We start from the raw sequence: 23,302 nt of genomic DNA, 5'->3' as shown, positions 1-23,302 counted from the left end.
GGCGAATCTGCGGCGGGCAGAGAAACCGCATCCGGGGATCTCCCTAGGTCAAGAGTGGAGTCGACGGCATCCCTGCCTCGACGGAGATCAAAGGAGATCAGATGACTTCAGTCACCACGCTCCCGCCCCGCGCGGAGGAGGGCGACACACCGCCCAGCCGCTTCGACGACCATCTCGCGGCACAGCTGCTCGCCCAGCGGATCGTCCTCCTCGGCACACAGGTCGACGACGTGTCGGCCAACCGGGTGTGCGCGCAGCTGCTGCTGCTGTCGGCGGAGGACCCGCGCACCGACATCAGCCTGTACATCAACAGCCCCGGCGGATCGGTCACCGCGGGTCTCGCCATCTACGACACCATGCGGCTCATCCCGAACGACGTCTCGACGCTGGCGATGGGGTTCGCCGCCAGCATGGGCCAGTTCCTGCTCGCCGTGGGGGCGCCCGGCAAGCGGTTCGCGCTGCCGAACGCGCGGATCATGATGCACCAGCCCTCGGCGGGCATCGGTGGCACCGCCGCGGACATCGAGATCCAGGCGGAGAACCTCCAGTTCACCAAGAAGGCCATCGAGCGGATCACCGCCGAGCACACCGGGCAGAGCGAGGAGACGATCGCGCGGGACGGCGACCGGGACCGCTGGTTCACGGCCGAGCAGGCCAGGGAGTACGGGATCGTGGACCGGGTGGTGGAGTCGCTCGCCGACATCCGCCCGGCCTCGTCGCGCCGACGGATGGGGTTGTGACATGGGGTCGTACACGGTTCCCTACGTCATCGAGCGGACCGCGCAGGGTGAGCGGTCCTACGACGTCTTCAGCCGGCTGCTAAACGAGCGGATCATCTTCCTCGGCACCGAGATCGACGACGGGGTCGCCAATGTGGTCATCGCGCAACTCCTGCATCTGGAGTCGGCGAACCCCGAGCGCGAGATCTCGATTTATCTCAACTCGCCTGGTGGATCGTTCACTTCGCTGATGGCGATCTACGACACGATGACGTTCGTGCAGGCGCCGATCTCCACCTTCTGCGTCGGTCAGGCGGCGTCGACGGCGGCGGTGCTGCTGGCCGGCGGAGATCCCGGGCGACGGTTCGTGCTCCAGCACGCGCGGGTGCTGCTCGGCCAGCCGGCGAGCGGCGGCCGGCAGGGGACGGTCTCCGATCTCAGCCTCGCGGCCAAGGAGATGGTCCGCATCCGCTCGCAGGTGGAGGAGGTCCTGTCCCGGCACACGCAGCACGACGTGGCGACGCTGCGCGCGGACATGGACCGGGACAAGGTGCTCACCGCCGAGGAGGCCGTCGCCTACGGGCTCGCCGACGAGGTGCTGAGCCGACGGCTCGCGTTCGTCTGACCCCGCGCGGCCGTGGCCGAAGGCCGGCGAGCCGGCCGGTTCGGCGGTGGTGCGCCTCGCGCGCCCCGTCCGTACCGGCCGCCGGTTCGGTCAGGCGGCGAGGCAGAGGCCGTCGTACTGCGCCGTGGGCGACGTGCGGCCCCGGCCCACCCGGCTCCGGGCGTACCGGGCCAGCTCGTCCTGGGCGAGCGAGAGCAGGTCGGCGAGGCCGAGCCCGAGGGCCTGGGCGGCCGCCGCGAGCACCTCGGAGGAGCCCTCCTTGCGTCCGCGCTCCAGCTCCGACAGGTACGGAATCGAGATCCGAGCCGCCTCCGCGACGTCCTTCAGCGTGCGCTCCTGGGCGAGCCGCTCGCGCCGCAGCACATCGCCGACGAGGTCGCGCCACAGGGGTTCCCTCGGCGCGGGTGTCTGTGGGGCTCCCGCCGGTCGCTGCGGGGCGCGGGTCGCCCCACCGGAACCGGGCGGCGAGGTCTGCGGGCGCAGGGGGATGACGCGGGCTTCGTTCGGCGCATGAGTGCTCACCCCTTCAGCCTAGGGATCCGGGGCGCCGGCGGAAGGGAGCGGCGTTCTGCCCTGGGTGAAGCCGTGCGGGCGGACTGGAGGTGTCGCGAGCCGGTGAACCTTCCCGGTCACAGCACTAAACGGGTAGTTCCGTTGTCCGAGCAAACAGCGGAACCCACCGGCTCAGGCGACGATTTCTGACTGGAGTACTAGCCGCGGGCGGCGGCGAGTTGTCCGACGAGCGTGGCGAACGGCATGTCCAGATCCGCGTACAGCTCCGGCGCGATCGGATGGGCGTTGTCGGCGAGGATCTCGACGGCGAGGCTGGCGTAGTCGCTGACGATCACCCCTGCCTGCCGCAGTCGCAGAAGTCCGGTCTCCCGCTTGGTCGCGGAGAAGGTGCCGGAGGCGTCGACGGCGACGTAGGCGGTGTAGCCCGCGGCGGTCGCGGCTATCGCGGGGAAGGCGGCGCAGACCTCGAGGGAGACCCCGGCGATGAGGATCTTGTCGCGTCCGGTCGCCTCGATCGCCTTCCGGACGCGGTCGTCGTGCCAGGCGTTCACCGTGCTCCGGTCGATCACCTCGAGGTTTTCCGGCAGTACGGCCCGCAGCTCGGGGATGAGGGGGCCCCACATGCCGTCCGCCGCGGTGGTGGTGACGACGACGGGGAGGTTCAGGCGCAGCGCGGCCTTGGCCAGGCAGGTGACATTGTGCTTGAGCTCGTTCACGCCGATGTCGCGTACGCCGGTGAACAGCCCGATCTGGTGGTCCACCAGCAGCAGAGCGGCGTTGTCCGCGGTGAGGGTCTCGTGGAATGGGTTCGTCATGTCATTTCCCCTGGTCTTCCGGGTGGTTGCTGGGTGGCCGTCCGTTCGGCGGCCGTGACGACGATGTTTGACCAGCACGCCCCCGCCCCGTAAATGTTTCATTCGTGCCTGAATCCTCGTACGCCGAGTTCGACTTCACCTCCGCCGACCTCGCGCGTCTGAGGTTCGCCTTCTCACCGCTGTCGGAGGCCGTCGCGAGCCTGCGCACGCTGCGGGATCCCGGCCGCCACGCACTGCACCTGCCGTGGATCCGCGCCGTACGCCCCCGGCTCGCCTGTCTGGACCTGCGACTGCTGTGCGCGCTGGTGCCGCTCGGCCCGTACATCGCCGACTTCCTGACCCCGCCCCCGGCCGGGCCACTGCCGGACGTCACCGCCGAACTGGAGCTGGTCGCCGCGGCGGACCCGGAGGAGGCCGCCCGCGAGGCGGCCCGGGTTCCGGGAGCCGACGCCCCGCCAGTGCGGGAGTTCCTCGCCGATCCGGCCGCCGGGGTGGCTCGCGCGGCCGCCGAGCTGCGGCTGTACTGGGACACGGCGCTGGACCCGTTCTGGCCGCAGATCCGCGGCCTGTTCGAGTCCGAGGTGCTGCGCCGAGCCCGGCAACTGACCCGCGACGGCGCCGGTGCGATGTTCAACGACCTGCACCCGAACATCACCTGGAACGACGGCCGCCTGCGCGTGCGGACCCGCGCCTGGCGGCGCAGCGGACCCCTCGACGGGGACGGCATGATCCTCGTACCGAGCGTCTTCCACTGGCCGGACACGACGGTGATGGCCGAGCCGTACCAGCCGATGCTGGTGTACCCCGCCCCGGGTGTCGCCACGGTCTGGTCGCACGAGACCGTGCCCACAACCGACGCGCTCAACGCTCTCATCGGCCGCACCCGCGCCCGGATCCTGGTCGCCCTCACCGAGGCGGCCACCACGAGCATCCTGGCGCGCCGGCTGTCCATGGCGCCGGGCGCCATCAGCCAGCACCTCAAGGTGCTGCACAAGAGCGGTCTGGTCATCCGCAACCGCAGCGGACGCGAGGTCTTCTACGAGCGCTCCCCGGTGGGGCACTCGCTGTGCGGGGCGCCCTGAGGGCGTGGGCGGTCCGCGGACAGCGGTGTCCGGCGTCGCCGTGGCGCGCGGTGGGGCACGCGGTGGGGCATGAGTACTCCAGCCGTAGATCGTGATCTTGCTGGTGGCCTGTGGCCGTGGGGCCGATCGATATCGGATCGCATGAGACGGATGCGAGCTGGCACGCTTCTCCAATGGATCACACGGACGTGCTACTCATCGGGGGGCGGGCCGGAGTCGGCAAGACAACGGTGGGATGGGAGGTTTCGGCGTTGCTGCGGGCTGCGGCGGTCCCTCACGCGGTCGTCGATGGTGACTTCATGGGGCAGGTGCATCCGGCCCCGGAGGGAGATCCTCACCGTTCGGAGATCACCGAGCGCAATCTCACCGCAGTGTGGGCGAACTTCGCCCGAAGCGGCTACCGCCGACTGATCTATACGAACACTCTCAGTGTGCTGCCCGAGGCGACCGGCATGTTCCAGCGGGCCATGGGGACGGGGGTGCGGATCGTGCGGGTCCTTCTCACCGCCACCGATGCCACCGCCCGCGAGCGGCTGGTGCGCCGGGAGCTCGGCTCTGAGCTGGAGCAGGAACTGGAAGGCAGTGCCCGCAAGGCGCGGCTCCTGGACCAGCGCGTCCCCGCGGAGACCGTGCGGGTGGTGACGGATGAGAGGGCTGTCGTGGACATCGCGCGCGAGGTCGTGGCCGCCACCGGCTGGTCCGGGCAGCACTCCGCGACGACGCCGTGATCGTGTCGGCCCGCCGCATCGCGGGACGCTTCGCCCGGGTGGAACCGCGTCGCCGGGCAAGGGAGTTCGTGCTCGGGCTGCTGTCGGACCTGCCGCGCAAGACCTGCTGGACGGTCGCCGGGTACGCGGGAACGCGACCCCGGACGGTCTGCAACACCTGCTGCTGCGGGCCAAGTGGGGCGCCGGCGTGGTTCGCGACGCCCTCCGCAGGTTCGTCGTCGAGCATCTGCACGACGGCCATGCGGTGAAAATTCCCTCGCGCTGTGGCCGGAACGGGCTAAGACTCGTCTCATGGCTGACATGGAGGCGTTCCGGGACGCGGTCACCGCGTGGGCGGCGGGTGGCCCCGGCGACCCCGCGCACGAGCTGGCCGCGCGGCTGCCCGTCCGGGCGGCCGTCCTGCTCGAAGGGCCGAGCGACGTCGCGGCGGTCAACGCACTGGCCGAGAGCCGCGGCCGGAACCTGGCGGCCGAAGGGGTCTGCGTCCTGCCGATCGGCGGTGCGATGAGCGTCGGGCGCTACGCCCGACTCCTCGGTTCACCCGGCCTGGGCCTCCGCCTCACGGGACTGTGCGACGAGGCGGAGCGCCCCTACTACGCACGCGGCTTCGAACGGGTCAATGCGGCACAGCAAGGCTTCTTCGTCTGCGCGGCGGATCTGGAAGACGAGCTCATCCGCGTGCTGGGCGTGACACGGGTGGAGGAGCTCGTCCGGGCGGAAGGCGACTTGCGTGCCCTGCAGACCTTCCTGCGCCAGCCCGCACAGCAGGGCCGCGCCCCACAGCAGCAGTTCAGGCGTTTCTTCGGAACAAAGAGGGGGCGCAAGATCCGCTACGGCCGCGTCCTCGTCGAGGCCCTCGACCCCGACCGCGTCCCAGCCCCACTCGATGGCCTGCTCTCCAGCCTCTGACCGCTGGGCGACGTCGATCCCGGCAGCGGCCAAGTTCGCGAAGCGCCTCACACGGATGACAGACTGCACAGATGATCGACGATCTTCCCGTCGGCCTGACGGCTCGGCGCCCTGCCGGCGAGGACCATCTCCGAGTGCTCGCCGTACTGGGCACATGGTGGGGTGGCCTGAAAGGGCAGGCAGGGTCGACGGAACGTGCGCTGCTTCTGCCCCGGCTGTACTTCCAGCACTTCACCACCACCAGCTTTCTGGTGGAACGCGACGATCGAGAGGTCGCCGCGTTCCTGGTCGGCTTCCTGTCGCAGACAGAGCCCGAAACCGCCTATGTGCACTTCGTCGGCGTCGACCCGGCTCTGCACGGGCAGGGTATCGGGCGTGCCCTTTACCGGGCCTTCTTCGCACTCGCGCGGTCACACGGGCGCCGTTACGTGCACTGCATCACCAGCCCGGAGAACACCACGTCGCAGGCATTTCACACCCGGCTCGGCTTCACAGCCTCGGCTGTGAAGCCGGACTACGACGGCCCCGGACTCGATCGCGTGGCGTTCACCATCGACCTTTCCGCAGACCCGGCCGCCGTCCCCTAGCGGAACCCGCCCCAGCCCATCACCAGGCACCTACCGATCTCGGTGAGACGTCGGGCGCGTGAGGGAGGCGGTCGCGGTCTTGGCCTCTTCCAGGCGGGGCCGGGCCCCCGGCCCCCGCGGTCAGCGGGAGACGGCCGCCACGCCCGCCTCGGCGTACTTCTCGTCCAGGTCACCGCTCGGTGCCCCGGCGACGCCGATGCCCGCGATGGGGGCGCCGGCCGCCTTGACCGGTGCGCCGCCTGCCAGGAAGAGGGTGCCGGGGATGTCCTTGAGGTTCGGCGCCTGCTCCAGGCGCTTGGCCAGCTCGGAGGTCGGGGCGTTCCAGGAGACGGCGGTGAACGCCTTCCGCTCGGCCGAGGCGTACGACTGCGGTCCTGCGCCGTCGCCACGCAGCGTGACCACCGTGTTGCCGTTGCGGTCGACCACGGCGACGGACACCTTCTGGCCGTCCTTCTCCGCCGCGTGCAGGGCTGCCTGCGCGGCGCGGGTGGCGGCGTCGGCCGACAGGTGCGTGGACCGGGTCAGATCCGTGTCGCGCGCCTCGGTCCGCGCCGGGGCGGCCTGGGGGGCGGCGGGAGCGGCCGGGGCGGCGGTGGCGGAGACGCCGCCGAAGGCGGCCACGCCGACCAGCGCGGTGGCGGCGGCTGCGGTCAGCATGCGGGCACGCGGGGACAGCTTCTTCATCGGGGACTCCTGGGGCTCGGTGCTGGGCGGCGGGCTCGGTACGAGGGCCGGCGCGGGCGGAACCGGTCCGCCGTGGCTCCATCCTCGAAGCGGGGCGGGGTCCGGGGCATCGGCGTACCGGCTGCCCCGGCCGTGCATGATGGGGGATACCGGCATCAGCCGATCGGTTGATGCGGGACGCTCCCGGCCCGGGTTACGACTGCTGGGAGAGCCCCGGCAAGGAGACGTACGTGCGCAGCAAGAGACCCCCGGCAGCGGATCCGGACGCCCGCTGGCTGGGCCCGGTGATGCATACGGCGTTCTTCCTGCTGCTGGGGGCCTCGCTGGCGCGCTTCCTGCTCCGGCACCCCGGGGAGCCCCGTACGCCGTGGGTCATCGCGCTTGGCGCCGCGCTGCTGACGTTGTACGCGCTGGGGCCGGTCCTGGGCCCGCAGTCCACGGACCGCGGGCCGCACGTCAGGTCGTGGTCGCCCCCTCCCCCGTCGCGCGCCGGGCGGGCCCCGCTCCCGGGCCGGTTCGGCGCGGTCGTCGTGATCTGGGTGGTGCTCGTGCTGCTCGCGCCGAGCTTCGCCTGGTGCGCCGTTCCGCTGTTCTACACGGGGCTGCGCACGCTGCCCGAGCGGGCGGCCTTGCTGCTGGTCGCGCTCCTGACCGCGTTCGTCGTCGGCGCCCAGCTGCGGCTCGCGGGCGGCTTCGATCCGTATCTGCTGCTGGCCCCACCCGCCGTGGCCGCCATCGCCACGGCGGTCTTCCTGCACATGGAGCGGCAGGCCGCCCGGCAGCGTGCGCTGATCGACGACCTGATCCGTACCCGGGAGGAGCTGGCCGCCACAGAGCGGCGCGAGGGGACGCTCGCCGAGAGGCAGCGGCTGTCCATGGAGATCCACGACACGCTGGCGCAGGGGCTGTCCAGCCAGCAGATGCTGCTCCAGGCCGCCGACCGCACCTGGGCCGACGCCCCGGAGACCGCGCGCCGCCACGTCCGTACGGCCACCGAGATCACCGCCCGCAACCTCGCCGAGGCGCGCCGCTTCGTGCACGACCTGGCCCCGGCGGAGCTGGCGGGCGGTGTGCCGCTCCACGAGGCGCTGCGGCTGCTCGCCGCGCGCGAGCGGGGCCCCGGACTGGAGGTCCGGTTCCACCTCGACGGCGCCCCGGCCCCGCTGCCGGACCGGGTGCAGTCCGCGCTGCTGCGCATCGCCCAGGGCGCGCTGGCCAACGTCCGCGAGCACTCCGGCGCGACGACCGCCGCCGTGACGCTGAGCTTCCTGGGCGACCAGGTGGTGCTCGACGTCGCCGACGACGGGCGGGGCTTCGACACGGCCGCCGGCGGGCCCCGGCCGGTCGCGGAGACCCGCCCGGCCGGGGCAGCGCGCCCCGTCGTGGGCCGGGGGCACGGACTGCCCGCGATGCGCGCCCGTGCGGCACAGCTCGGCGGCGCCCTCACCATCGAATCCGCGCCGGGCGAGGGCACCGTCCTGTCCGCCGCCCTCCCCCTGGAGCCCGCCCCATGACCGCCTCCCCCTCCGACGCCGGCCCGACGGCCACGCCCGCCCCCGTGCGGATCCTGCTCTGTGACGACCACGCCGTGGTACGGGCGGGGCTGCGGGCGCTGCTCGGCAGCGCGCCCGGCATCGAGGTCGTCGGCGAGGCCGGTCACGGCGAGGAGGCGGTCACCATGGCCGCCGTGCTGCGGCCCGACGTGGTCCTGATGGATCTTCAACTCGGTGCCGGGATCAATGGGATCGAGGCCACCCGCCGGATCGCCGCGGCCGGGCCCGGCACCCCGCACGTCCTGGTTCTCACCACGTACGACACGGACGCCGACATCACCCGTGCCATCGAGGCCGGGGCCACCGGCTATCTGCTCAAGGCCGAACGCCCCGAGGAGCTGTTCGCCGCGATCCGGGCTGCCGCCGCAGGCCGTACGGCGCTGTCCCCGCCCGTCGCCCAACGGGTCATGGCGCAGATGCGGCGGCCGCGCTCCGCCCTCACCGACCGGGAGCTCGACATTCTCGGCCAGCTCGCCCGCGGGCTGGGCAACCGGGAGATCGCCCGCGCCCTGTTCATCAGCGAGGCCACGGTCAAGACCCATCTGGGCCGGATCTACTGCAAGTTGGGAGTGGACACCCGGGCGGGTGCGGTCGCGGTCGCCAAGGAGCAGCGGCTGCTGCCGTGACCCGGCGACCGACGGTGACCGCGTGGTGGGCGCCCTCGGGGTTTGGGCCCGAGGCATCAAGCCGCTGATCGCTCTCGCGGCACGGAGCCGCCTGAGGACCGCATTGCGTGAGGAGCTCTCAACCGCTGACGGATACGGCGAAGCCGACGGCTTCGGTGCAGCCTCGGGTGTCGCGCAAGTCTTCTCCCTGCTCCTTCTGATTTCATGGGTTTCGTTACGAAATGTCCCAGTGGCCCAGACCAGAGCCAGGACGGATGGGGCGGAAGCGGTGCCGACTTCCCCTGCTGCTATCGGCAGTGACCTGCTGTTTCTCGACGCCCTCGGCCCCACCGGCCCCTACCGCTCCCGGGACCACCTGACCCTCTGCGACGTCTCCGGAACCCCGGCGGGCCGGCTGAGCCTCGTGCCCAAGCTGTACGTCTCACGGGCCATCAGCGCCCTGCGCAAGGCAGAGGCCCTGCCCGTCGAGGACCGCCTGACCGCCCTGAAGCACGCCGGCGAACTGTTCGCCACCGGCACCGTGGCCGGCCTGACCGCCACCGAGTACGCGACCGCCGTCTGCCGCATGTCCGGCACCCCGCTGGCCAACGTCCGCACGGCGATCCACAGCATCCGCGCCCGCGCCGCCGAGGCGTACCGCAGCGCGCAGGCCGCTCGCCCGGTCGGCGCGGTGAACGACTGGCGCGACCCGCTGGCCCGCACCGGCCGGGCGGTGTGGACCCGGCGCGGGGACGTGCTCGCCGTGCACGCCCCCGGAAACCACCCCGCCGTCCACACGACGTGGCTGGAGGCCCTGGCCCTGGGCTATCACGTGGCCATACGCCCCTCGCGCCGCGAGCCCCTCACCTCGTACCGCCTGGTCGCGGCCCTGCGCGAGGCCGGCTTCGGCCAGGACCGGGTCGCCTGGCTGCCCACCGGCCACGACGCCGCCGACGAGCTCCTGCACCGGGCCGACCTGAGCCTTGTCTACGGTGGCCAGGACGTCATCGACAAGTACGCCCACGTCCCCACCGTGCTGCCCAACGGCCCCGGCCGCTCCAAGATCCTCGTCACCGCCGAATGCGACTGGCGCGACCACCTCGACGTCATCGCCGACTCCGTCGCCCGGCACGGTGGCACCGCCTGCGTCAACACCACGGCCGTCTTCGTCGAGGGCGACCCGGCCCCGCTGGCCGAGGCACTCGCCGAACAACTCTCCGCCATCCCGAGCCTGCCTCCCCAGGACGACAGGGCCGTCCTGCCTGTCCACCCGGCTGCGGACGCCCGGGCCATCTCCGACCACCTGCTGGGCCTGCGGGCCAAGGCCGTGGGCGCCACGGCACGGCTCGGCGGCGACGGGGTGGCCGACGGCCTCGGTGACGGCAGCGCCGCGCTGCGCCCCGCCGTCCACGTACTCGACGACCCCCATGACCACCGGGCCGGCACCGAGCTGCCGTTCCCCTGCGTATGGGTCGCGCCCTGGACCCGGCAGGCGGGCACCGGCGTCCTGAAAGACACCCTCGTCCTCACCGCGATCACCGAGGACGAGGAGCTGCTCGACCAGCTGCTGGCCGAGCCGTCGGTCCGCAACCTCTACATCGGCGGCCACCCCACGCACTGGATGGAGCCCGGCATCCCCCACGACGCCTACCTCGGCGAGTTCCTGATGCGCACGAAGGCCGTCATCCGAGGCTGACCCGACCGGCCGAAAGGAGAACCCGCACCGTGACCGACTCGATCCTCGACCTCCCCCTGGACCGCGATCTCGATCCGGACGAGTTCGTGCGAGCCGCCATGCGCTGGCACTTCGATCCCGAGACCGGATCACCGTACTGGTTGCGACGTGCCCAGACCCTCGGCTTCGACCCCCGCCGGGACGTCACCACCTACGCCGATCTCGCGCTCTTCCCGCAGACCGCCGACGAGATGCGCGACATCCCCGCCCGGGACCTGATCCCGCACGGCTACGGTGATGCCCCGCGCGTGTTCGGCGTCTTTGAAAGCGGCGGCACCACCGGCGCGCCCAAACGCGTGGTGTTCATGGACGAGTGGAACGAGCGCACCAGCGACTGGATGAGCCTCCGCATGGACGCGCACGACATCCCGCGCGACGCCGACTGGCTCACCATCCTCCCCAGCGGCCCGCACCTGGTCGGCATGTTCAGCCGACAGAGCACCAGCCGCCGCGGCGGCATCCCCTTCGCCATCGACATGGACCCGCGCTGGGTGAAGAAGCTGATCGCCGCAGGCAAGGGCGCCGACGCCGCCGCCTACGCCGGCCATCTGCTGGAACAAGCCGCGTTCATCCTGCGTACCCAGCGCATCGGCGTGCTGATGACCACCCCACCGATGCTGGAACTGCTGGCCAGGGACGAGGAGCTGACCGACCTGATCGCGAGGAGGGTCCGCGCCATCCTCTGGGCCGGCGCACACATGGACGACGACACCCGCGACCTGCTGAGGAACGAGATCTGGCCGGACACCACCCTGCTCGGCGTCTACGGCAGCACCATGATCCTCGGCTGCTCGATGGAACGTCCCGGGCTCGCCGACGGCGAACCGTGCACCTTCGACCCGCCGTCCCCCTGGACCACCTTCTGGGTCATCGATCCGGACACCCGCGAGCGCGTCGCATACGGCCAGCGCGGCCAGGTCGTCATGAATCACGTCAGCAAGGGCTTCCTGCTGCCCAACAACCTGGAACGCGACACGGCCATCCGCTCCCAGCCCCCCGACGGCACGACCGCGACCGACTCGGTGAGCACGGTCAAACCGCTCGAGACCTTTGGCGACCAGCGCGTCATTGAGGGCGTGTACTAGCCGCTTCTTCAGGGGCGAGTAGCCAGGCGACTCCCACCAAGTCCTCGATGGTGATCGGCAGCTTGCGGAACCGGCGTCCCGTCGCATGGTGCACCGCGTTCGCGATTGCCGCCGCCACCCCCGCCTGGCCGATCTCGCCGACGCCCTTGACGCCGAGCGGGTTGACAACGGCGTCCTCCACCTCGATGAGGTCGACGTCGATGTCGGGTACATCGGCGTTGACCGGTACGAGGTACTCCGCAAGGCTGGTATCGGCCCAGCGGCCGGTGGCCGTGTCCATGTGGGTCGCCTCCAGGAGCGCCTGGCTCTGGCCCCAGATCATGCCGCCCATGAGCTGGCTGGGGGCCATTTTGGCGTTGAGAATCCGGCCCGGCGCGAAGGCGCCGGCCATCCGGCGGACCCGGATCAGGCCGAGCTCCGGGTCGACGCCGACCTCGGCGAACTGGGCGCCGAAGGTGACCATCGCCCAGGGCGCGTCCCGCGGTGGCGGGCCCCACGCGCCGGTGGCCTCGACGTCCGGCAGACGGTTCCGTTGCAGCAGCGCGGCGTAGCTCTCGCCGGTCTCCGGGGCGGAGCGCAGCTGCATCCTTCCGTCCCGCACCACGACGTCCTGCGCATTCGCCCCGTACAGCGGCGATCCGGGATCGGCCACGGCTTGGGCGATCAGCTGGTCGCGCAGCGCCGTACCGGCCGTGTGTACGGCCGCGCTCACCATCCCCGCGCCTGCCGATCCCACGGCCGACGCCACGTGCGGGAGATCGGTGTCCCCGCCCGTGAACCGGCACTGATCGACCGGCAGGCCCAGAGCCTCGGCGGTGACCTGGGTCATGGAGGTCAGAGCCCCGGTGCCGATGTCGGTGACGGCGGCCTGGACGACGGCCGTGCCGTCGGCGTAGACGCGGGCCCGGGCTCGCACCGGGTTGTACGGCTCGAACACCGGATAGGCCGCGGTCGCCATGCCCAGCCCGATCAGCCAGGGCCCGTCCCGCTGCGGCGGGTCGGCCCACCGGTGCCAGCCGATCCGCTCGGCGCCGCGCTGGTAGCACTCGCGAAGCCCCTTGCTGCTCCAGGGGTGGCCGGTCTCGGGGTCGGTCTCCGCGTAGTTGCGCAGCCGCAGCTGAAGCGGGTCGATCCCCACCCGCTCGGCGAGTTCGTCCATGGCGCACTCCAGCGACAGCAGGCCGGTGGCCACGCCCGCGCAGCGGGTGAACGTCGGGGTCATGGTGTTGGCGTGGATGAGCCGGTAGACGCCCTCGTATGCGGGACAGGCGTACAGCTTGCCGGACAGTTCCAGCGAGGGCTCGGCGAAGTCGTCGAACGGGGAGGTGAGGGAGAGCTTGTGGTGGCGTACGGCGGTGAGCCGCCCCTGGTCGTCGGCGCCGAGGGTGACACGGTGCTCCTGCTCCTCGCGGTGACCGCAGGAGGCGAACATCTGCTCACGGGTGACGGCGAGTCGTACGGGGCGTCCCACGGCGCGTGCCGCCAGCGCGGCCAGGGTGGCGTGGTGCCAGACCTGGCCTTTGCACCCGAAGCCGCCCCCGGTGTAGTGGCTGATGACCTGGACCCGGCTGTGCGGGATGCCGAGCAGCGCGGCGACGGTGTGCTGAGGGGCCGTCACACCGTGCGTGGTGTCGTACAGGGTGAGCCGGTCGCCCTCCCAGGAGGCGGTGGCGGCGTGGGTCTCGATGGGGTTGTGGTGGTTCGCCGCGAAGGAGTATGTGCTCTCCACGATGGCGGTGGCCCGGCCCAGCCCGGCGGAGACGTCGCCCCGCTCGGAGCGCCCGGGGACGAACCCGGCGCAGACGCCGCCCGCTGGGCGGCCTGGAACGAACCCGACGAAGACCGTCTCGGGCTCGTAGGCGGCGTCCCTCCCCTGGTCGATGACGGTGACCGCGGGCTCCTCGGCGTACCCCACGCGGACGAGCCGGGAGGCGTGCAGCGCGCGGACGTAGGTGTCGGCGACCACCATGGCCACGTGCTGTCCCGCGTAGTGGACGCGGTCGCTCTGCATCGGGAAGAACGTCTCGCCGGGTGCGGCGGTTCCCTCTAGGGACGGGATCAGGGGAGGCTGCCCGGCGATCTTGCCGATGGTGCCGTGGGTCAGGACGGCGATGACGCCGATGGCCCGCTCCGCCTCCGAGATGTCGATGGCGGTGATGCGGCCGTGGGCGATGCGGGCGCCGACCAGGACCGCGTGGGCGAGGCCGGGCAGCGGGATCTCCGCCGCGTAGTGCGCCGCACCGATGACCTTGACCGGGCCGTCCACCCGGTCCAGGGGGGCGGCCGATGGGACCGTCGGGGGCGGCGGGCGTGGTGCTGTCGGAGGCGGTGGGCATGGTGCTCATGACGCGCTCCCGGTGAGGGTCCGCAGTGCCCGGACGATGGTGCGCCGTGCCAGTTCGGGCTTGAAGGCGTTCATGGGGGTGGTCCGGGCGGGGGCCAGCTCCTCCTGGGCCGCCCGCGTGAAACTCTCGTCCGTGGCGGGGGCGCCCCGCAAGACGGCCTCGGCGCGGTGGGCCCGCCAGGGCCTGGTGGCCACGCCGCCCAGAGCGATCCGTACGTCGCTGATCGCCCCGTCCATCAAGCTGAGCGTGGCGGCGACGGAGACCAGCGCGAACGCGTACGACTCGCGGTCGCGCACCTTGAGATACAGCGAGCGGCGCGCCATCGGCAGGGCGGGCACCTCGATGGCGGTGATCAGCTCGCCGTGCTCCAGCGGGTGTTCGCGGTCCGGTGTGGACCCCGGTTCAAGGAAGAACTCCTCGAAGGCGTACCGCCGTTCGCCGGCCAGGGTACGGGTGTGGATGACGGCGTCGAGGGCGGCGAACGGGACGGCCACATCGGAGGGGTGCGTGGCGATGCAGTGTTCGCTGGTGCCCAGGACGGCGTGGCCGCGGCTGACGCCGAGCAGCGCGGAACAGCCGGTGCCCGGCTCGCGCTTGTTGCACGCGGCCTGGTGGTCCCGGTAATAGCCGCAGCGCACCGCCTGCATCATGTTGCCGCCCATCGAGGCCATATGGCGCAGCTGCGGCGAGGCGCCCACCTCCAGCGCCTGCGCGACCATGGGGAACCGCTCCCGTACGGCCGGCGACTCGGCCGTGTCGCTCATCCGGGCGAGCGCGCCGATGCGCAACGCTCCGTCCGGCAGCTCCTCGACACCGGTGAGCGGCAACCAGTTGACGTCGACCAGGCGGCGCGGGGTGCGGACGTGCTGGCGCAGCAGATCGACCTCGGTGGTGCCGCCCGCGAGAAAGGCGCTGCCGGGATCGCCCTGGACGGCACGGACGGCCGCTTCCACTCTGGCGGCCCGCAGATAGCTGATGGGATGCATGGCGGTCTTCAAGCCCCCTCAGACCCGCTCGCGCGCGGCGCGGATGGCCGCTCTGATGTTGAGGTACGCGGCGCATCGGCAGATGTTGCCGCTCATCCACTCCTTGATCTCCGCGTCGCTGGAGGCGTGTCCCTCCTGGACGCAGGCGACCGCCGACACGAGCTGCCCCGGGGTGCAGTAGCCGCACTGGAAGGCGTCGTGCGCGATGAACTCCTCCTGCATGGGGTGGAGCCGCCACCCCGCGCGGCCGTCCGGCTCGGCCAGCCCCTCGACGGTCGTGATCTCCTGGCCCTCGCAAGCGATGGCCAGCGTCAGGCACGCCAGGACGCGCCGCCCGTCCACCATGACCGTGCAGGCACCGCAGGCGCCCTGGTCGCAGCCGCGTTTGGCGCCGGAGAGGTGGAGGTCGTCGCGGAGGGCCTGGAGGAGGCTGACGCGGGGTTCGATCTCGATCACGTGCTCGGTGCCGTTGACACGGAGCCGGACCTTCTCCGGGAGGGGACCGCGCTCGACCGCTTCGGCGGTCCCTTCGGTCCTCACCGGTACGTCTGGCCTTGCTGACATGACGTCCTCTCCCAGCGGCCGGGCTGGTCCGCCCGCGCAGGCCGGGACGGCCCGCCCGGGCAGCCGTACGCGCGAGCCCTGACCGGCACCGTGGCGAGCATCACATAGCAGACATATCTGGGCAAATGGACAATCGGCGAGGCTGGCCTTGGCGGCTCCTGCGTCCACCCTCACAAGGCCCATCGGAATCGGTCCGCGACCACCGGGCCTGCTGTTCATCAGCCCTGGAGGGCCCGCCGGGCGACCAGCGATGGTCTGTGGCTCTTGCCCAGGACTCGACCTGCGGCCAATGGCCCCGGGCTTCAGAGGCGCAAAGTGGACTCCACGGCTCCACGGTGGTCCGCGCCCCAGACACCATCGCCCACGACCGTAGCCGGGGCCGCGTGCTCGCAGCGCGGCGCGCACGGGTGGGCCATGGAGCCTGTCCCCGGTTGCCCAGGCCCCCCGCATCCATACACCAGATGGCGGGCTCGCCGGCAGGTTCGACCCGCGCCTCCCGGCGATGCGGCCCTTCAAGTCCTCGAACACCGCCTGCCAGCGGGACTGCGCTGTCCTCTCCCGGCCCCCCCGGGATCTTCAGCATTCGCACACCTGTGATCACTGGCGGCTTCACTCCCGCCCGACCAGCCTCCAACGGCAAGATCACGCTCTAGGCGCGCTCCGTGAGCAGCTCCGCCAGGCGGTCTGCGAATTGGGTGAGCCAGTCCAATCGCGGTCCGCTGCGGCAGATACGGAATCCATGACGGCGGCCCCAGAACGCAGCCTGAACAGCATGGAGCTGCGCCCAACGCTGGACGCGGTCGCGATCGAGCTCCGCGGCCTCGGCGAAGACGTCCAGGGTGCGGTGGACAGCCTTGCGCAGATCGTCCGCTTCGAGGAGCGTCAGCGCGCGCGACTTGAGCAGTGTGCCGCCGTCGTAGGCGGGGTCTCCCGCGTACCCCTTGGGGTCGACGGCCAGCCATGGCTCACGGTCGGCGCGGAGGATGTTTCCGGCGTGGAGGTCGCCGTGGATGAGGCTTTCCGGCTGGACGCGGCCCAGCTCGCGGACGGTCGCCACGGCGGCGTCCAGTACGTAACGCGGCAGCGTGTGGGGCAGCTCCCGGTCGTCCTCGCGGAGTTGCTCCTCCCAGACGTCGGCCTGCTCCCACAGCCGGGGCAGGCCAGGCGGCGCGGGGATGGCCAGCCGGTGATTGATCCGCCCTGCGACCAGCACCACCTCATCGCCGTCTTCGACCTCTGCCAGGGTCGAGGTCCGGACCCGTTCCAGCAGCATCGCGAAACGCTCGTCGTCGCGCTCGTACAGCAGGACAGCTCCGCGCCCGCCCCACGCCGTGAACGCGTCCGGCTCGTGAACATTACCGGGGTGCGGAAACGACACCTTCAACACAGCGGTCCCTCCAGCCCGCCGTCGCACCGGCACGACGAGCCCGACGCCCCCATGCATCACCTCGCCATCCGGCACGCACCCCCAGCGCCCCAGCAACTCACTCACAATCCGAGGAAGTTCGGCCAGCCACTCTGCTCCGGGCTCTCCTTCACGCTCGATGGTGCTCCGCGCGAATGCCTCTGGTATCCCGACCATCCAGGCACTTTACGCACCACCCCCACATCTCCCACACCCCCCACCAAGCCGAGCCCAAGCCGACCGGTGAACCGAACCCACGATCGAGACCGACGCGCCCAACACGCCGTGAGCTGCTCACTGGCGTGCGGCTGACGACCGCGCCCTACTGCCGCGACCTGCCGGGCAGATCGACCGGATCGACGACGGACGAAACGGGCACGATTGACGTCTTGGGAGTGTGGGAGCACGAGCGCTCCCAGAGGGCTCCCGCATGGGAGCAAACACACGTACGCCAAAGGCCGTATCCGATGATCGGAAACGGCCTTTGACCTGCAATTTCACCGTCGGGACGACAGGATTTGAACCTGCGACCCCTTGACCCCCAGTCAAGTGCGCTAATTCTCCTCTTGTGCCCCCGCACGGGGCGCAGTCGCGTACTCGCGGCGCACTACCGCAGATCAAGATCAGCCATGGGGTGCCTTCTGAGGGCCGGACAGTAGACCAAGAGGCCGAGGCGTCGCAGCGGTGATCTCGACTGCGCTTCCGTGTGCCAGGCTCACGGGAGGGCTTCGAGACGCTCTATGTGCTCCTCGCCCCATTGGCCGAGTGGAGTGAGAGCGGCAAGGAGCGAATGACCGAACTCGGTCAGTGAGTACTCGACCTTCGGTGGCACCTGGTGGTGGACCTCGCGGTGCACCAGGCCGCTGGCCTCCAGCTCCCGAAGTTGCAGGATCAGCATCCGCTCGCTGATGCCCACCACCGTCCGGCGCAACTCGCCGAAGCGCAGCGGCCCCTCGCCGAGCCAGAACAGGATCAATCCCTTCCATTTCCCTCCCATGACGTCGATGGCAGCGTCCAGGCCGCAGGTATAGCTCCGCTTACGCACCAGCACTCCCCTAACAAAACTGTGGGTACCAGACAGAACTGTAGGTACTTGTAGAACTGTTGGTGCCACCGCAGCATGGATCACGCGTCGTACCGAGAGGGCAGCAACTCCGTGCGATGCCAGCGATTCGACCCGTTTCACGCTTCAGATGAATCGACATCAGGCAGGAGCAAACGTATGACCGGGCACCACCGCACTCCCGTGACCGTCGTCGGGCTGGGCTCGATGGGCAGCGCATTGGCTGAGGCATTCATTGACGCCGGACACCGGACCACCGTCTGGAACAGGACAGCATCGAAGGCCGCGCCACTCGTGTTCAAGGGCGCCGTTCACGCGCAGACTATGGACGAGGCAGTCGCGGCGAGCCCGCTGATCATCGCCTGCCTGACCACATACGAGAGCACCATCGAGGCCCTGGAACCGGCCACTGCCACGCTCAAGGGTCGGTCCCTTGTGAGCCTGAACAGCGGTTCGCCAGCCGGTGCCCGTCAGATGGCCGAATGGGCGCTCGGGCACGGCGCGCGTTACCTCGACGGGGCGATCAAGAACGTGCCGTCCGCCGTCGGAGCTGAGGACACCCTCCTGTATTACGGCGGCGACAACACCGTCTTCGACGAGTTCGCGTCGACGCTGCGGGTGTTGGGCGGCGACACCGTCTATCTCGGTACCGACGCCGATCTCGCTGCCCTGTACGAGATGGCGGTGGGCGGCACCCTGCTGCCCGCGCTCGTCGGCTTCTTCCAGGGTGCGGCAGCGGTGCAGGCGCGTGGCCTTGAGGTGGCCTCAATGGTGCGTTTCAGCATCAAGTGGTTCGAGATGATCAACTCGGTGCTGCCGGTCTTCGCAGAGGAGATTGACCGCGGCGACTACGGCAAGCCCGCGTCCTCAGTAAGTCTGTTCCTGGCTGGAGCCGCCCATGACGAGGAACTCGGCAAGGAAGCAAACCTCGACATGGAGTGGCACAAGCCCTTCCATGACTTGCTGAAGCGAGCCGTCGAGGCCGGCTACGGCGACCACAGCATCTCCGCCCTGACAGAGATACTCAAGAACCCGGCGCCGACCGCATAACCCGGGACCGCACACAACTGTGGGGGGACGGGGATCAATCACCCAGCCACCCGGATCGCAGGTCGGACACGCTCAACTACGGCCGTACCAAACAGCTGCGACACCTGCCTGCGCAAGGCGCAACGCTAGAGTCCGGGCACCCCGTTGGGGGCGCGCATCCCGGTAACCGTCATCTCAGTTACGGGACAACCCTTACGAGCTCGTGCATGGTTGGCGGTGAGGCGTCGAGGACGTTGCTAACGTCCGATGTTCACATCTGCTGGCCGATGCCCAGTCCGTGGTCTGCTGATGGGGACAGCCGGCCGGCGACAGCTTGGACGGTGTCGCTCATTTGCTCGCGATAGCCGAGGTGGCGGGCCAGGGCTCGCCAGTTCTTCAGGTGGGCGATGCCGTGCTCGACCCGGATGCGTCGCGAGGAATGCGCCTTGCGCTGGCGCTCGTACATCTCCTCATACCAGTCCGGGGCGTTCTTCTTGAACTTGCGGTGCGGTGGTGTCACCACGCGTCCGCCGGTCTGCGCACCCAGACCCTGGTAGCCGGCGTCGGCGAGGATCTCCGGTGAGGGGTGAATCCGACGCTCCGGCGGCCGTTGGGCGTCTGCTGGGCGAAGTGCTCCATGCATGACGGTGAGCTCATCCGGGCCACGGTCGGCGCGCGGCTCGGATGAGCTGTTTCCCGTCAGCGCCGGGCTCGCGCTGTCACGGTGTCACTGGAACGCGTAGCCGAGCAGTGATTCCCTGGTGCGGCCTTCGCAGCCGGCCTCACCGGATACGAAGTGGTCGCCGGTGGACGGGACGTAGCAGCGGTACAGGGGTACCGAACCGCTCACCTGACTGGTGTGGATGGAGCCGACAGGCCCCATGGGGAACTGGCCCTCGCATCCGGGGTCGGAGGTCAGCATCGTGTGCCCGGCCGCCTTGCACTCGTAGAGCATGGTCGTGCCGGGCGCCTGGTGACGCAGCAGCTTCCAGGTCTGCTCGTGGGTGAATCCGGGCGGCAGCAGCCGAGAAGAGACGACGTGGCCCCGGTCGGGGTTGTACCCGCGGCGCAGCAGTGTGTGGGGCAGGTCCTCGAAGCCGCAGGAGAGCTGGGGTGATGCCAGGTCGTTGCGGTTGGCCAGGGCCCAGGTGGACCATGCGGGCTTCGCCGCACCGTCGTGCCTGCGAAGGCCGAGCTTGAGGCCGCCCTCGGCGGGGTTGTCCTGCATCCGATGGTAGATGTAGCTCTCGATGTCCGGCGTGCCGAGCACGTTCCGGAATGTGTCGCACACGGCTGCGGCCTGCGCCGACTCGCTGGACTGGTCCCCGGAGTTGATCCCGCTCTCGGTGAGCTGGATGGTCCAGGCCGAAGGTGTGTCAGGGAACTGCTGGCGAAGCCAGCCCACCACCACGCCGATGTTGCCGTAGGTGACCATGGGGAAATCGTCGGCGGAGAAGGCGGACTTGAACAGGTCGGGCGGGTAGGGGTGGTAGGCGACCCGCCATTGGCGCGACCCCGCCCGGGCGGCCAGGCCCTTGAGCACGGTCATGCCGGACAGCATCGGCTCGTGGTCGGACGGTCGGTCGAAGGCCGTACCGAAGTGGTGTTCCAGCGAGGTCAGCACCTTGGCAGTCGGCTGCTGGGCGGTGATGCGGTCGTAGGCGGCGTTGTAGTTGGCCGCGATCTGGTCGAGCCATTCCGTCGTGTCGCACGGCTTGCCCCGGCCGCATCCGATGTTGAACCAAGTGTTGGTGTTGACCTCGTTGTTGATCACGAAGTCGGCGATCCGGCCGTGCCCGTGCAGTCCGTCGTAGCGCCGGGCCAGCATTCCGGCGAACCGTCCGAAGTCGGAGGGGTCGTTGGGTACACAGAAGATCTCGAAGCCGGGCTGGGCGGGCTCGCAGGGGCGGCCCTGGCGGGCCCAGGAGGGAGTGCCGTAGACGATGGCGGTCACCACCAGGCCACGGTCCGTCCATTCCTTGATGGCCGAGTCCACGTTGGACGGGATGGCGAAGCAGTGCCCGTCGAACTCCTGCTCACCGGCGGCGCACGGAGCGGCCTTGGCGCTCGGCTCCCACTCCGCCCAGACGAGGTTCATCGACACACCGCCGGCGTTGTTGCCGGAGATCTCGTCCTTGTTGGGCCAGAAGTCCGGCTGGACGCCCTTGATGCGGTAGTCGGACCGCGTCGGGTAGGGCAGCGGCCCCGTCTCGGTCGAGGCGCCGGCCTGGGGAGCCGTCGGAAGGATGAGGGCGAGTATGAGCAGCAGCACGAGGGCGGCTGGACACCGGGCTGATCTCTGCATGATGCTCCGGATGTGTTCAAGGCGCTGCGGATTCCGCTGGTGGGCCATGGAGTTGTTCTCCAACTCTCGTAGGGGTGATCTGCGGCAGCCGCCAGTTCCGAGGTGCCCCGCGGTGGTCTCGGGACCGGCTGCCAGGGCACACCGTCCGCCGCGCTCCGCTGCGAGAGCCGCCTCGTAGGGTCGGGGAAGCGCCTGGTAGCGAATGCGGGCGCACCGGAAGTACTCGGCCGCTCCGGCGTGTTTTGCCTCCCCCATGACTCAGCCGCTCCCGGGCCGAATGCTCGAGAATCCGCAGATCATCACTCTCTCGAGGAAGCTGCTCCAGGTGCCGCCATCCGTCCTGGTCACCCACGCTGAGGAGCAGGGACACCCGGTTCGCCGCGATCGCTCGCCTGGACCGCCGCATCCCCGCTCCCAGCGGCAGTCGCCGGGCGGGCGGGCTCCTGAAGAACGGTGGCTCCCGACGCCGTGAACGTCACCGTCAGGCGAAACCGGACTCACCTACCGTACGCCCGCCCAGTGCCGCGCTTGTCGCCCCGCCAGGGGATCACCGCGGGTCAGGGCGCTACAGCGGCGCAGGTGATCGCTGGGTGATCGCGGCAGCAGGACACTGGCCATGTCCGCACCTGCTCCACCCCCCTGGAGGCAGTCATGATGCGCTCCTCTGCCGACCGCGGACGTGTCTACCACCGTTGCGGCTGCCGCGATCACCACCGCCGCCAGCTAGGAACACGCTGCCCTCACCTCGCTACGGACCGCACCCCCGGCACCTGGACCTTCGCCGTCGACATGCCCAGCCCTTCCGCCGACACATCGCCGGCTTCGCCCACGCCCAGCTCAACACGGACGGGGCCGGGTGACCGTGCACCGCTGCCTGTCCGCCCTCTCCAGCGCCCTCGATGACGCCGTCCGCCACCACCGGCTCCTCCACAACCCCGCACGCCCCGCAGCCCTCCCCAGACCACCAGCCGCCGAGCGCCGCATCTGGACACCGAGGAAGCCGTGCTCTCTGCTGGACGAACGGCCGCCGCTGCGGCCTCAAACGATCCTGGATCGCTTCCGCCGCATCGCACAGGAAGACCGAAGGGGTGCCCCGCAGATGTGCGTTCGCACGAGCGCGGGGCGCCGCTGTCGGCCCGGTGGGAGAGTCAGTTCCCTTCGGTTTCGAAGCTGCGCAGCAGATCGGCGGCGACACTCACGGCAATGGTCGCGGGTTCCTTGCCGGTGATGTCGGCCAGCCCGATCGGGGTCTTGATCCGATCGATGGTGGCCTCGTCGTGGCCGCCCTCGGTGGTGAGGCGTTTGCGGAACCGTGCCCACTTGGCCGCCGATCCGATCAGCCCGATGGAGCCGAGGTGGGTGGTGCGCAAGGCGGCGTCGCACAGAGCGGCGTCCTCGGCGTGATCATGTGTCATGATCAGGATGTGGGTGCCGCGCGGCAACTCCGCCAGTACCTCCTCGGGCAGCAGCGGCGTGTGATGCACGTGCACCTGCGCCACCGCGTCTGCCAGCACGTCGAGCCGTTCCTCGGTGAGGATGTCGGAGCGGCTGTCGATCAGGTGGAGGTCGAGGTCCTGACGGGCCAGGATGCGCGCCAGTTCCAGCCCGACGTGCCCGACGCCGAAGATCGCCACCGCCCGTACCACCGGCAGCGGTTCGAGCAGCACCGAGACCGTGCCGCCGCAGCACTGCACGCCGTGCTGGTTGGCCACCTTGTCGTTCAGGGCGAAATCGATAAGCTCCGGCTCCGGCTCCGGCTTGGACGCGGCGATCATCTCCCGGGCCCGATCGATCGCGACGGCCTCGACATTGCCGCCACCGATGGAGCCCCACGTCTCGGTCCGCCCCACCACGAGTTTCGCACCGGCGTCGCGCGGGGCATGGCCGCGCACGGTCGCGACGGTCACCAGCACGCCGGACTCCCGGCGTGCTCGCAACCGTGCGACCGCGGCCACCCACGTCATG

22 protein-coding genes, 1 tRNA gene and 1 pseudogene are annotated in these 23,302 nt (G+C 70.5%); 12 read left to right on the top strand and 12 right to left on the bottom strand.

Features of this window, described 5'->3' with window-relative positions; translation table 11 throughout:
* Positions 1 to 101: 101 nt before the first annotated feature.
* Both ACQUSR_RS28400 and ACQUSR_RS28395 read left to right on the top strand, forming a co-directional pair.
* Positions 102 to 740 (top strand): ATP-dependent Clp protease proteolytic subunit, encoded by a 639-nt coding sequence (locus ACQUSR_RS28400; protein WP_431045445.1) that lies wholly within the window; start codon positions 102 to 104, stop codon positions 738 to 740.
* 1 nt (position 741) lies between these two features.
* A complete protein-coding gene (locus tag ACQUSR_RS28395; protein ID WP_431045444.1) occupies positions 742 to 1,344 on the top strand; it encodes a ClpP family protease in 603 nt (200 codons plus the stop codon).
* 90 nt (positions 1,345 to 1,434) lie between these two features.
* On the opposite strand, the gene ACQUSR_RS28390 is transcribed toward ACQUSR_RS28395, so the two are convergent.
* Both ACQUSR_RS28390 and ACQUSR_RS28385 read right to left on the bottom strand, forming a co-directional pair.
* Entirely contained in the window at positions 1,435 to 1,866 is a 432-nt protein-coding gene (locus ACQUSR_RS28390; protein ID WP_431045443.1) for a helix-turn-helix domain-containing protein, read from the bottom strand.
* Positions 1,867 to 2,054: 188 nt separating this feature from the next.
* Positions 2,055 to 2,672 carry an isochorismatase family protein gene (locus tag ACQUSR_RS28385; RefSeq protein WP_431045442.1) on the bottom strand — a complete coding sequence of 206 codons (618 nt, stop codon included), beginning with the start codon at positions 2,670 to 2,672 and terminating at the stop codon, positions 2,055 to 2,057.
* Between the two features lie 104 nt (positions 2,673 to 2,776).
* On the opposite strand from ACQUSR_RS28385, the gene ACQUSR_RS28380 reads away from it, so the two are divergent.
* The 5 genes and pseudogenes from ACQUSR_RS28380 to ACQUSR_RS28360 all read left to right on the top strand — a co-directional run bounded on the left by ACQUSR_RS28380 (position 2,777) and on the right by ACQUSR_RS28360 (position 5,978).
* On the top strand, positions 2,777 to 3,754 hold the full coding sequence (locus tag ACQUSR_RS28380) for an ArsR family transcriptional regulator (protein ID WP_431045441.1): 978 nt from the start codon (positions 2,777 to 2,779) through the stop codon (positions 3,752 to 3,754).
* A 173-nt stretch (positions 3,755 to 3,927) separates the two neighbouring features.
* Positions 3,928 to 4,482, top strand: coding sequence for an AAA family ATPase (locus ACQUSR_RS28375; RefSeq protein WP_431045440.1), 555 nt, complete (start codon positions 3,928 to 3,930; stop codon positions 4,480 to 4,482).
* Between the two features lie 2 nt (positions 4,483 to 4,484).
* A pseudogene (locus ACQUSR_RS28370) lies at positions 4,485 to 4,750 on the top strand (IS701 family transposase); the annotation flags it as partial.
* Positions 4,751 to 4,773: 23 nt separating this feature from the next.
* The gene (locus tag ACQUSR_RS28365; protein ID WP_431045439.1) at positions 4,774 to 5,391 is read left to right on the top strand and encodes a TOPRIM nucleotidyl transferase/hydrolase domain-containing protein; all 618 of its coding nucleotides are present in this window, start codon (positions 4,774 to 4,776) and stop codon (positions 5,389 to 5,391) included.
* A gap of 71 nt (positions 5,392 to 5,462) precedes the next feature.
* Positions 5,463 to 5,978 carry a GNAT family N-acetyltransferase gene (locus tag ACQUSR_RS28360; RefSeq protein ID WP_431045438.1) on the top strand — a complete coding sequence of 172 codons (516 nt, stop codon included), beginning with the start codon at positions 5,463 to 5,465 and terminating at the stop codon, positions 5,976 to 5,978.
* 120 nt (positions 5,979 to 6,098) lie between these two features.
* On the opposite strand, the gene ACQUSR_RS28355 is transcribed toward ACQUSR_RS28360, so the two are convergent.
* Positions 6,099 to 6,662, bottom strand: a complete 564-nt coding sequence (locus ACQUSR_RS28355; RefSeq protein WP_431045437.1) for a GlcG/HbpS family heme-binding protein — start codon at positions 6,660 to 6,662, stop codon at positions 6,099 to 6,101.
* Positions 6,663 to 6,949: 287 nt separating this feature from the next.
* Between ACQUSR_RS28355 and ACQUSR_RS28350 the strand changes: the two genes are divergently transcribed.
* The 4 genes from ACQUSR_RS28350 (at position 6,950) to ACQUSR_RS28335 (ending at position 11,640) form a co-directional block, all read left to right on the top strand.
* Positions 6,950 to 8,176, top strand: a complete 1,227-nt coding sequence (locus ACQUSR_RS28350; protein ID WP_431047897.1) for a sensor histidine kinase — start codon at positions 6,950 to 6,952, stop codon at positions 8,174 to 8,176.
* Complete coding sequence (locus tag ACQUSR_RS28345; RefSeq protein ID WP_431045436.1) at positions 8,173 to 8,841, top strand: response regulator; 669 nt, start codon at positions 8,173 to 8,175, stop codon at positions 8,839 to 8,841. Before ACQUSR_RS28350 ends, ACQUSR_RS28345 begins: the two co-directional genes overlap by 4 nt.
* A gap of 268 nt (positions 8,842 to 9,109) precedes the next feature.
* On the top strand, positions 9,110 to 10,516 hold the full coding sequence (locus tag ACQUSR_RS28340) for an aldehyde dehydrogenase family protein (protein ID WP_431045435.1): 1,407 nt from the start codon (positions 9,110 to 9,112) through the stop codon (positions 10,514 to 10,516).
* Between the two features lie 29 nt (positions 10,517 to 10,545).
* Positions 10,546 to 11,640, top strand: a complete 1,095-nt coding sequence (locus tag ACQUSR_RS28335; RefSeq protein WP_431045434.1) for an AMP-binding protein — start codon at positions 10,546 to 10,548, stop codon at positions 11,638 to 11,640.
* On the opposite strand, the gene ACQUSR_RS28330 is transcribed toward ACQUSR_RS28335, so the two are convergent.
* The 6 genes from ACQUSR_RS28330 to ACQUSR_RS28305 all read right to left on the bottom strand — a co-directional run bounded on the left by ACQUSR_RS28330 (position 11,621) and on the right by ACQUSR_RS28305 (position 17,985).
* A complete protein-coding gene (locus tag ACQUSR_RS28330) occupies positions 11,621 to 13,906 on the bottom strand; it encodes a xanthine dehydrogenase family protein molybdopterin-binding subunit (RefSeq protein ID WP_431045433.1) in 2,286 nt (761 codons plus the stop codon). The genes ACQUSR_RS28335 and ACQUSR_RS28330 overlap by 20 nt on opposite strands.
* Positions 13,907 to 13,981: 75 nt before the next feature.
* The gene (locus ACQUSR_RS28325; protein WP_431045432.1) at positions 13,982 to 14,971 is read right to left on the bottom strand and encodes an FAD binding domain-containing protein; all 990 of its coding nucleotides are present in this window, start codon (positions 14,969 to 14,971) and stop codon (positions 13,982 to 13,984) included.
* 18 nt (positions 14,972 to 14,989) lie between these two features.
* Positions 14,990 to 15,535 (bottom strand): (2Fe-2S)-binding protein, encoded by a 546-nt coding sequence (locus ACQUSR_RS28320; protein ID WP_431045431.1) that lies wholly within the window; start codon positions 15,533 to 15,535, stop codon positions 14,990 to 14,992.
* A 649-nt stretch (positions 15,536 to 16,184) separates the two neighbouring features.
* A complete protein-coding gene (locus ACQUSR_RS28315; protein WP_431045430.1) occupies positions 16,185 to 17,117 on the bottom strand; it encodes an aminoglycoside phosphotransferase family protein in 933 nt (310 codons plus the stop codon).
* A gap of 326 nt (positions 17,118 to 17,443) precedes the next feature.
* Positions 17,444 to 17,517, bottom strand: a tRNA-Pro gene (locus ACQUSR_RS28310).
* Positions 17,518 to 17,655: 138 nt separating this feature from the next.
* Positions 17,656 to 17,985, bottom strand: a complete 330-nt coding sequence (locus ACQUSR_RS28305) for a winged helix-turn-helix transcriptional regulator (protein ID WP_431045429.1) — start codon at positions 17,983 to 17,985, stop codon at positions 17,656 to 17,658.
* 177 nt (positions 17,986 to 18,162) lie between these two features.
* On the opposite strand from ACQUSR_RS28305, the gene ACQUSR_RS28300 reads away from it, so the two are divergent.
* Positions 18,163 to 19,053 carry an NAD(P)-dependent oxidoreductase gene (locus ACQUSR_RS28300; protein WP_431045428.1) on the top strand — a complete coding sequence of 297 codons (891 nt, stop codon included), beginning with the start codon at positions 18,163 to 18,165 and terminating at the stop codon, positions 19,051 to 19,053.
* Between the two features lie 250 nt (positions 19,054 to 19,303).
* On the opposite strand, the gene ACQUSR_RS28295 is transcribed toward ACQUSR_RS28300, so the two are convergent.
* From ACQUSR_RS28295 to xdhC, 3 genes are all read right to left on the bottom strand, one after another.
* Entirely contained in the window at positions 19,304 to 19,675 is a 372-nt protein-coding gene (locus ACQUSR_RS28295; protein WP_431045427.1) for a transposase family protein, read from the bottom strand.
* 84 nt (positions 19,676 to 19,759) lie between these two features.
* Positions 19,760 to 21,337 carry a DUF5722 domain-containing protein gene (locus ACQUSR_RS28290; protein WP_431045426.1) on the bottom strand — a complete coding sequence of 526 codons (1,578 nt, stop codon included), beginning with the start codon at positions 21,335 to 21,337 and terminating at the stop codon, positions 19,760 to 19,762.
* 1,148 nt (positions 21,338 to 22,485) lie between these two features.
* The gene (gene xdhC, locus ACQUSR_RS28285; protein WP_431047895.1) at positions 22,486 to 23,301 is read right to left on the bottom strand and encodes a xanthine dehydrogenase accessory protein XdhC; all 816 of its coding nucleotides are present in this window, start codon (positions 23,299 to 23,301) and stop codon (positions 22,486 to 22,488) included.
* Position 23,302: the final 1 nt, after the last annotated feature.

Origin of the sequence: Streptomyces sp. P1-3 (genome assembly GCF_050613155.1) — a bacterium.
GTDB lineage: Bacteria > Actinomycetota > Actinomycetes > Streptomycetales > Streptomycetaceae > Streptomyces.
Note: the sequence above shows the minus strand (reverse complement) of the source record. Positions and strands in the feature narration are given on the sequence as shown.

Excerpts from the sequence above, each read along its gene's own strand:
- ACQUSR_RS28400 (WP_431045445.1), top strand. The coding sequence starts at position 102 with ATGACTTCAGTCACCACGCTCCCGCCCCGCGCGGAGGAGGGCGACACA.
- ACQUSR_RS28395 (WP_431045444.1), top strand. The coding sequence starts at position 742 with ATGGGGTCGTACACGGTTCCCTACGTCATCGAGCGGACCGCGCAGGGT.
- ACQUSR_RS28385 (WP_431045442.1), bottom strand. The coding sequence starts at position 2,672 with ATGACGAACCCATTCCACGAGACCCTCACCGCGGACAACGCCGCTCTG.
- ACQUSR_RS28375 (WP_431045440.1), top strand. The coding sequence starts at position 3,928 with ATGGATCACACGGACGTGCTACTCATCGGGGGGCGGGCCGGAGTCGGC.
- ACQUSR_RS28365 (WP_431045439.1), top strand. The coding sequence starts at position 4,774 with ATGGCTGACATGGAGGCGTTCCGGGACGCGGTCACCGCGTGGGCGGCG.
- ACQUSR_RS28360 (WP_431045438.1), top strand. The coding sequence starts at position 5,463 with ATGATCGACGATCTTCCCGTCGGCCTGACGGCTCGGCGCCCTGCCGGC.
- ACQUSR_RS28355 (WP_431045437.1), bottom strand. The coding sequence starts at position 6,662 with ATGAAGAAGCTGTCCCCGCGTGCCCGCATGCTGACCGCAGCCGCCGCC.
- ACQUSR_RS28350 (WP_431047897.1), top strand. The coding sequence starts at position 6,950 with ATGCATACGGCGTTCTTCCTGCTGCTGGGGGCCTCGCTGGCGCGCTTC.
- ACQUSR_RS28345 (WP_431045436.1), top strand. The coding sequence starts at position 8,173 with ATGACCGCCTCCCCCTCCGACGCCGGCCCGACGGCCACGCCCGCCCCC.
- ACQUSR_RS28325 (WP_431045432.1), bottom strand. The coding sequence starts at position 14,971 with ATGCATCCCATCAGCTATCTGCGGGCCGCCAGAGTGGAAGCGGCCGTC.
- ACQUSR_RS28320 (WP_431045431.1), bottom strand. The coding sequence starts at position 15,535 with ATGTCAGCAAGGCCAGACGTACCGGTGAGGACCGAAGGGACCGCCGAA.
- ACQUSR_RS28315 (WP_431045430.1), bottom strand. The coding sequence starts at position 17,117 with ATGGTCGGGATACCAGAGGCATTCGCGCGGAGCACCATCGAGCGTGAA.
- ACQUSR_RS28300 (WP_431045428.1), top strand. The coding sequence starts at position 18,163 with ATGACCGGGCACCACCGCACTCCCGTGACCGTCGTCGGGCTGGGCTCG.
- ACQUSR_RS28295 (WP_431045427.1), bottom strand. The coding sequence starts at position 19,675 with ATGCATGGAGCACTTCGCCCAGCAGACGCCCAACGGCCGCCGGAGCGT.
- ACQUSR_RS28290 (WP_431045426.1), bottom strand. The coding sequence starts at position 21,337 with ATGCAGAGATCAGCCCGGTGTCCAGCCGCCCTCGTGCTGCTGCTCATA.
- xdhC (WP_431047895.1), bottom strand. The coding sequence starts at position 23,301 with ATGACGTGGGTGGCCGCGGTCGCACGGTTGCGAGCACGCCGGGAGTCC.